Annotated in this window: 8 protein-coding genes; 7 read left to right on the top strand and 1 reads right to left on the bottom strand. The window is 58.5% G+C overall.

The window, feature by feature from the left end; genetic code table 11:
• From VGM61_RS09495 to VGM61_RS09485, 3 genes are all read left to right on the top strand, one after another.
• On the top strand, window positions 1-2,940 hold a 2,940-nt coding region (locus tag VGM61_RS09495; protein ID WP_331522541.1), incomplete at its 5' end, for a LysM peptidoglycan-binding domain-containing protein.
• Window positions 2,930-3,358 carry a hypothetical protein gene (locus tag VGM61_RS09490; protein ID WP_331522540.1) on the top strand — a complete coding sequence of 143 codons (429 nt, stop codon included), beginning with the start codon at window positions 2,930-2,932 and terminating at the stop codon, window positions 3,356-3,358. The genes VGM61_RS09495 and VGM61_RS09490, both read left to right, overlap by 11 nt.
• Window positions 3,359-3,825: 467 nt before the next feature.
• Window positions 3,826-4,221 (top strand): hypothetical protein, encoded by a 396-nt coding sequence (locus tag VGM61_RS09485; RefSeq protein WP_331522539.1) that lies wholly within the window; start codon window positions 3,826-3,828, stop codon window positions 4,219-4,221.
• Here VGM61_RS09485 and VGM61_RS19535 read toward each other — a convergent pair.
• Window positions 4,147-4,407 (bottom strand): BrnA antitoxin family protein, encoded by a 261-nt coding sequence (locus VGM61_RS19535; protein ID WP_414694844.1) that lies wholly within the window; start codon window positions 4,405-4,407, stop codon window positions 4,147-4,149. The genes VGM61_RS09485 and VGM61_RS19535 overlap by 75 nt on opposite strands.
• On the opposite strand from VGM61_RS19535, the gene VGM61_RS09480 reads away from it, so the two are divergent.
• From VGM61_RS09480 to VGM61_RS09465, 4 genes are all read left to right on the top strand, one after another.
• On the top strand, window positions 4,365-4,496 hold the full coding sequence (locus VGM61_RS09480) for a hypothetical protein (RefSeq protein WP_331522538.1): 132 nt from the start codon (window positions 4,365-4,367) through the stop codon (window positions 4,494-4,496). The two genes, VGM61_RS19535 and VGM61_RS09480, sit on opposite strands and share 43 nt — an antisense overlap.
• A 127-nt stretch (window positions 4,497-4,623) precedes the next feature.
• Complete coding sequence (locus VGM61_RS09475) at window positions 4,624-5,523, top strand: hypothetical protein (RefSeq protein ID WP_331522537.1); 900 nt, start codon at window positions 4,624-4,626, stop codon at window positions 5,521-5,523.
• 23 nt (window positions 5,524-5,546) lie between these two features.
• Window positions 5,547-5,861 (top strand): hypothetical protein, encoded by a 315-nt coding sequence (locus tag VGM61_RS09470; RefSeq protein WP_331522536.1) that lies wholly within the window; start codon window positions 5,547-5,549, stop codon window positions 5,859-5,861.
• A gap of 456 nt (window positions 5,862-6,317) precedes the next feature.
• Window positions 6,318-7,457 carry a tetratricopeptide repeat protein gene (locus tag VGM61_RS09465; RefSeq protein ID WP_331522535.1) on the top strand — a complete coding sequence of 380 codons (1,140 nt, stop codon included), beginning with the start codon at window positions 6,318-6,320 and terminating at the stop codon, window positions 7,455-7,457.
• The last annotated feature ends 12 nt before the right edge of the window (window positions 7,458-7,469 follow it).

The following is a 7,469-nucleotide window of genomic DNA, read 5'->3' as shown; positions in this document are numbered from 1 at the left end:
GGCCCCGATGGCGTGGCCGGCTACGACGCCGAAGGCAACGTGGTGGCGTACCAGTACCTGTCCGGCGGCGGTCGCGTGGACCAGTACCAGGTGACCTACCTGATGAAGGACGGCTACCTGGAATCCACCACCACCGGTACGTCCAATATCACCAACGTCCGCCCGACCACCGATGAGAGCTACTACGACAACCGCGGCGATCGCATCGCCATCGAGCAGCACACGCAGTACACCGGCGGCACCGTGGCCGATACGGCCCGGGTGTTCAGCTACGACGGCAACGGCCAGATCCTGACCCGAAGGGATGGCACCGCCAGCGGCAGCACGCTCGACCAGGGCACGGATCCGAGCCATGAGAACCAGCACTACGCCTATGTGAATGGGCAACAGGTGGCCAGCTGGGATGAAGGCGGCACGGTGGACGTGCTGTCGGAGGTGACGGCCTTCAGCAACACCAACGCCGGCACCAGCGGCTACATCGTGCAGGCGGGCGATACGCTCAAGAGCATTGCGCAGGAGCTGTATGGCGATGCGAGCCTGTGGTACGTCATCGCGGCGGCCAATGCGCTGACCAGCGATGGGCAGCTGGCGGTGGGTCAGGACCTGGTGGTGCCGCAGGTGTCGACCAACATCAACGATAGTTCGACGTACAAGCCGTATAACCCGGGTGCGATCAGCGGCAGTACCACGCCGACCTTGCCGACGATCGCGCCGCCGCCTCCACCGGTGCAGGCGCATTGCAATGCGATCGCCGAGATCGTGGTCATCGCCATTGCGATCATCGTGACGGTGGTGACGTACGGAGCCGCCGCGGAAGCCGGTTGGGGCCTCATCGCGGCAGGTGCGGCCGCCGGCGCCGCGGGCGACGCGGCCAGTCAGCTGGTCGGCGATGCGGTCGGTACGCATAGCGGGTTCAACTTCACGGAACTGCTGACCGCGGCCGCCAAGGGCGCGATCGGCGGCGCCATCAGCGGCGAGCTTGGTACGGTGGACGATGCTGCGTTCGCTACGGGTCAGGTCGATGCCTACGGCCAACCGCTCCTCAATGGCAGCGGCCTGGTGCTGCAGGGCGTCTCCAACTACGCGGCCGATGCGCTGGTTGATCGAGCCACCGGCCAACCCGAGCATTTCAGCTGGGCCGGACTGGTGGCCGCCACCGCGGGTAACTATGTAAGCGGGGAAATCGGCACGTCACTGAACGACAGCAGCATCGGTCGAGTGATCGGTGGGCCCGGGCTTCAGGTCGCATCTCGCACCGCGGGCGATGTCGTAACGCGAGAGGTCAGCCAGGCGCTTGGGGATAACCATGTCCAGAGTTGGGCGAGCATCGGCGAGGACGTCGGAGCAAGCGCCATCGCTTATGCGATCGCACCGGAATTGCAGTCGGAGCCTCAGAACACGTTGCCCGCCGCGAATGTCTACGCTGGCATTAACGACGGTACCGCGGTTCCGTCAGCCTTCAGTGCATTCGCCCCATCCGGCGCCAGTTCCCCGGACACCACAGCTAGCCCAGGCGAACTCTCGCTTGCAACCTCCATGATGGCCGCTGGCGCCATGACGTTTAGCGCATCAGATAGCGCATCTGCGGATGCACAACCGTCCGACGCATTTCTTGATGACGCGCCAAATAGTCATCTGCAAGAAATAGAACAGCTTGGGGAAAGCACTTACGGTAAAGCGGCCGACTGGCTTCTCACGGGCAGCTCGCTAAATAGTCCCAGCCAGCAAGGTTTACCCGTACGTGATATCTACAACGTCGGCCCGGGGACGGTCCCGGTACAACCACCTTATGCGGTGGTCCCCGTCGCGGAACTGGCCGGTCTGCACGTCACGGCTTCCCCCAGTTCGGGATATGCCTCCATGTCGGACGCCACGTTAGGCGAATCGCGTGGATTGCTCACCTACACCCGCAGTTCTCAGCCATCGCCGACGGTGGACGAGCCTGTCTCGGAGGCCGAGCTTGAGAAGTTCCAGTCCGAACAATGGAAGGCATTCGTGTTCTCGCCCTTCGTCGGTGCCGTCAAGGGAACCATCAATGGTGTGGCGACGCTGAACCATTACGTCGCATCGGCCTCGAGTCTGTTCGATGCAACCGCGCAAAGCGCGGCCGCTTACCTCACGGGCGGAAGCCAGGATCGCGTATGGGCCCAGGCAAACCAAAAGACCGCTTGGGCGGACGCGCGAGCTCCCGTCGATGTTCCTTTCGAGCTGACGCCCTCCGAGCAGGCCGGTGACTATGCCTCCAGGGTGCTGGGAGGAGCGAAGCTTGCATCCGAGTTGCCAGGACTTCTGGCCGGTGGCTGGCGCCTTGGCCAAGGGATAGTCGCCTCGTTTGGCAGTGCATCGCGCACCGCTGCTGTCGCTGACAGTGCCTCCGCGGCTGAGTCACTTGCCAACGGCGGTGAGGTCGCGGATGCTACGGCGACGATTGCGGCGCAGGATGCCGAGAGAGTTGTTCCAATCACGACAGTCGACGCAGCTAGCGGTAGTCATGTCCCGTTTGTCGATCTTTCAGCTCCTGGTGACATAGCACCGGGTTTCTATCGCGCAGATCCAGCCCAAATTCGATTCACGCAATCCGACGCTAGTCCTTTTTTCACGAAGGGCGGTACGATCAACAGTCTTGTCACCGATCTCCAATCTGGGGCGGTGACTGCTGACCACGTGGGTGATCCGCTTCAGGTTGTGATACACAACGATTTGCCGTTCTCAATTGACAATCGCCGCCTTATCGCCTTTAACATGGCCGGAGTAAATGAGGTTCCAATCCAGATAGTGTCTCTGGAGGATCCGGCGGTTGCTGCTCGCCTCTTCGATCGGTTCGATCCGATTGGTGGCGTGGGGCAGAACATTGTCATCACGCCGAGTTCGGGCCGAACTGCAGCGCAGATGCTGCTCCGGGATTCGGGAATGATTCAAGGAGTTCAACTTGACCACTGATGCAAAGAAGGTGCTTGCTGCACAAGAGTTTTTGGCTTGCGCAATTTGGTGCTTTGACGACGAAGATGATCTTTACCATCCCGTGGTAAGGGTCGATCAACTCCCGGAATCTGAGCGCATGCTGTCAATTCGTGCGACCTTTACTACCCCGCAAGGTAAGTCCTTCTCGGGATATGTAGTTGGGATCGAAAGAGTCTTTTCCTTCGGGTTGTTCGGTGGCGATCGAGTCTTTCACGTCAACATGAATCTGCATGATCTCTCTACCAAACAATTGGATGCGTTCCTTCAATCGCGGCCTGATATGGCAGGGCAGACGGTTGAATCGCTATTCCCATTGAGTTACGTATCCACGATCAACCAAGAGCCGTTCGTTGATTTTAGCGGCCGGTTCGAAGGTCTTTCGAAAGCGAAGCGATAGTCCGGCAAGATAAATCGTTGAAAACGCCCGCCTAGCGCGGGCGTTTTGTTGTTCCAAACACAGAAGCGAATCCGGCGAATGCGGTCAACCTGTCTCCTGTAAACGTTGTTGCTGATACGACTAGTGAAGGCCCTACACTCTTCAGTAACTTGTACCCAGATGATCGCCATTGGCGATCCCAAATTCGTGCCGTTGAATCGGCTTTCGGGTATCAGTGGAAATTTCAACTATGTAGTCACTGAGGACGGCACGCTGCTCGTCGGCAGGAGTGGACATACAAGCTTGACTGGAGGAGCGGATGTGCAGTCTGCTGGAGAGGTACAGTTGCTAAACGGAAATATCCGGTGGATTGATAATTCATCTGGGCATTACCAGCCGTTTGGACCAACTCTCCAACCTGTGACTGAGAATGCGTTCAATAACGCAGGCTTAAACGCCACAGGGACATTTCAGTACAGGAGTTGGCAATGAACAGACGCAATGCGGAGGGTGCCTTGTCAGATCTTGAGTTGCTTAAAGCCGAACTTCTCGCTGCCGAAGGGGTGTTGGATATTGAATACTCTTTCGACAAAGCTGAGCCGTGTTACGTTCGATGTCTTGAAATTATCGACAGAAAGAATGTTAGTCGAGCCGAAGCGGTGGCTTTGATTACGTCGCTTTTTTCGAGTGGTTCTCTTAGCGATGAACCTGTTGCCTTCCTCATGCATAAGCTGCGGTGGCCAGAAGTTAAGGTTTGGGCAGAAGGAGCTCTTCGAGACATGAGAAACCCCAAAGCTAATGGGCGGCCGTTAGAGAAAATCATTGCGGCGTACGATAGCGACTGGGAGAACAGGGTTTTTTATAAATCGTTCTCTCAGGGATAGGGTTAAAGAACGCCCGCCTTGCGCGGGCGTTCTGCTATCTACGCTGTTGAGCCTCCATGTAGGCCCGGAGTATTTCTTGATCCGTGTCTGGAAGCCCTTGCCGCATTGTTTGAAGAACGCTACGACATCGCGATCAAGCCGATGTGCGGCTGCAACTGGTCGGCGGTGGTGACGATGGCACGTTATTCCTGACGCATCTGGGCGAAGCGTTTTCGCCCAATCGCCTGACACAGACGGTGCGCGAGCAGGTGGACGCCGCCAAGCTCGCCAGGTAATCCCGCCACTTCTGATGGCCGTTAAAAGTGGGGGATTACCCGTAGTTCTCAGCCATCGCCGACGGTAGACGAGCCTGTCTCGGAGGCCGAGCTTGAGAGGTTCCAGTCCGAACAATGGAAGGCATTCGTGTTCTCGCCTTTCGTGGGTGCCGTGAAGGGAACCATCAATGGCGTGGCGACGCTGAACCATTACGTCGCATCGGCCTCGAGTCTGTTCGATGCAACTGCGCAAAGCGCGGCCGCTTACCTCACGGGCGGAAGCCAGGATCGCGTATGGGCCCAGGCAAACCAAAAGACCGCTTGGGCGGACGCGCGTGCTCCCGTCGATGTTCCTTTCGAGCTGACGCCCTCCGAGCAGGCCGGTGACTATGCCTCCAGGGTGCTGGGCGGAGCGAAGCTCGCATCCGAGTTGCCGGGACTTCTGGCCGGTGGCTGGCGCCTTGGCCAAGGGATAGTCGCCTCGTTTGGCAGTGCATCGCGCACCGCTGCTGTCGCTGACAGTGCCTCCGCGGCTGAGTCACTTGCCAATGGCGGTGAGGCCGCGGATGCTACAGCGACGATTGCGGCGCAGGCTGCTGACAACATTGTTCTAAGCACTGCAGTTACTGGAGCTGCGGACAGCGCCACTAGCGTCGAGGCGTTGAATCACGCTACGGCACTAGACTTTTATACCAACCAAGCTGGATTCAGTGAAGAGCGTGCTCTTCAACATATTGGAGGTATCGACCTTAGCCAGCCTGTGAACGTTACTACGCTCGACGCCGGCACAAGCCTGCAGCAATATGTTCGTCCAGGGCAAGTTGGAAATTATTTCGCCCCAATCGGAACGACGCCGCTCGAGTCCGGGCTTAGTGTCACAGACCAAACACTAACGATCTTTCAAAATGACAGCCCAGTAACGGCGCTCCAATCAGTTGCTAGGCCTGATTATCTCTATCCACCGGGCGACATAGTGCCAGGCTCGGGTGCTGGCAAAGGGATACAATATTTCGTTCCTAATAAGGCGACTTTTAGGCCTGTGCCATGAATAAATTAAGAGTGAGAAATTAAATGCAAGGGCCATACGCTTCTGAATCTGTCATCAGTCCTGTGCCACCGTCCCCCAACAGTTGGGAAAGCAGGCACGGGTTGGTCCGTGGAAAACAATACCGTGTCGTTAAAGCTTTCGTCGACGCAGATGGGGATGCGCACCCTGTTGGCGAGAAGTGGACATTTATCAGCGCAGATTTTTCAAAGTTTGATGATCAAATTCAAATTGTGGTGCATTTATTGGAAGGCACGGATTGGAAGATTCCGCTCATCTGGAAGTCAGAAATGCAAGCTGTAATAATCGAGCACATACAGAGCTATTTGCAAATCGACTGATTTTCAGGCAGCAAGCGTCGAACGACTCGCGACCCAGGACATCGAGACCCGCGAGACCCGCGCGGCGTTGGGCGAAGATCACGTGCGAAGCTGGAAGTCGTATGACATCCATTATTAATGCGGCGCGGTATTGCCGCTCCAGTGTCGCGGGAGGATGGCAGTGATTGGACGTGAGACCTGCCTTAATCGAAGAACAGATCATCGGCTTTCTGCGTGAAACGATAGTCAGCACGTTCTTCGCAAGAACTTGCGCGTCGCAAACTCGCTTGTAAGGCTTTTCCTACACCAAAATTCTTGTTGCAACCGCTGGGAAGTTGTCGCTAAATCCTCCTGCGCTCTTCACGCAGCGTATGCATCAGCAGTTGGATTTACCAGGGGGAATTTAGTGTTCGCAGTTGTCTTCGTCGATGCCGGCGTGGCGTCGCGTGCTTGTCTGTGCCAGGGAGTGGCCGGCTCGTGGATCGACTGAACCAGCTGCGTGCGTTTGCACAGCAAGATCCGGGCAACGACCGGCTGCTGCTCGATTTCCTTGATGAGCTTCTTGCCGCCGGTCAGTTGGACGAAGCGGCGGATGTCGCGTCACGCGTTTCCGCATCGACGGGTTCGTCCGAACCTGTTGCTTTGCGTAGCGCCCGGCTTGCACTGCAGACCGGCCGTTTCCGCGAAGCGAACTTCCTGCTGGCAGGCTTGCTTGCTGGCGGTCTGGATACGCCTGCGGTTCGCCACGATCTGTCGTTTGCCCGCCTGTGCATGGGCGAGCTGGACGCAGCTGAGGCCACGCTTGCGCCGATGATTCCGCAATCGGTCACGGTGCCCGCCATCGGTTTGCTGCACGCCCGCCTGTTACAACATCGCCGACAGTTCGACGATGCCATGCTCATCGTCCAGGCGGTGTTGGCAGAGAACGCCTCCATGGCAGAAGCCTGGGGTCTACTGGCCATGCTGCACCTGGATCTGGCGCAGGCCGATCAGGCTCGTGCCGCGGCTGAGCGCGCACTTTCCCTACAGACCGGGCAGTCCGACGCCTTGACGGTGTTGGGCACGTTGCACTTGTGGTCGCACGATGCGTCGGCGGCCTATCAGGCATTTTCGGCGATCCTGTCGACCCAGCCCGCGGCGGGCAGGGCGCTTGCCGGTGCGGGCGAGGCCTTGATGTTGCGTGGCGATATCGGTTCGGCGCGTGCGTTCCTGGACCGTGCCGTGAAGTTCATGCCGCAGCATTTGGGCACTTGGCATGCATTGGCCTGGTGCGACCTGCTCGAAGGTGATATCGCCTCTGCCGCGGCGTCGTTCGACCAGGCCATGGCGCTGGATCGGAACTTCGGTGAGACACACGGCGGCCTTGCCGTGATCAGTGCGCTGAACGGTCGTACTGAAGACGCGCGAAGTCAGATCAAGGTGGCCATGCGGCTGGACCCTTCCGGTCGAAACGCACGCTATGCACAGAGTTTGCTGTGGCAGACCGAAGGCCGTGAGCAGGATGCAGCTGCCCTGGTCGAGGGCATCCTGGCCGAGGCTGGGGTGAATGCCCAAGGTGGCGGTGCAGTGTTCATCGGCCGCCTGCGCGACCAGCTTCGGAAGGCTTCGGTGAACTAGGCATGGACGCGG

Origin of the sequence: Pinirhizobacter sp. (genome assembly GCF_036499745.1) — a bacterium.
In the GTDB taxonomy this organism is placed as follows: domain Bacteria; phylum Pseudomonadota; class Gammaproteobacteria; order Xanthomonadales; family Rhodanobacteraceae; genus Pinirhizobacter.
This window is presented reverse-complemented; position numbering and strand designations above follow the sequence as displayed.

Excerpts from the sequence above, each read along its gene's own strand:
- VGM61_RS09485 (WP_331522539.1), top strand. The coding sequence starts at position 3,826 with ATGAACAGACGCAATGCGGAGGGTGCCTTGTCAGATCTTGAGTTGCTT.
- VGM61_RS09470 (WP_331522536.1), top strand. The coding sequence starts at position 5,547 with ATGCAAGGGCCATACGCTTCTGAATCTGTCATCAGTCCTGTGCCACCG.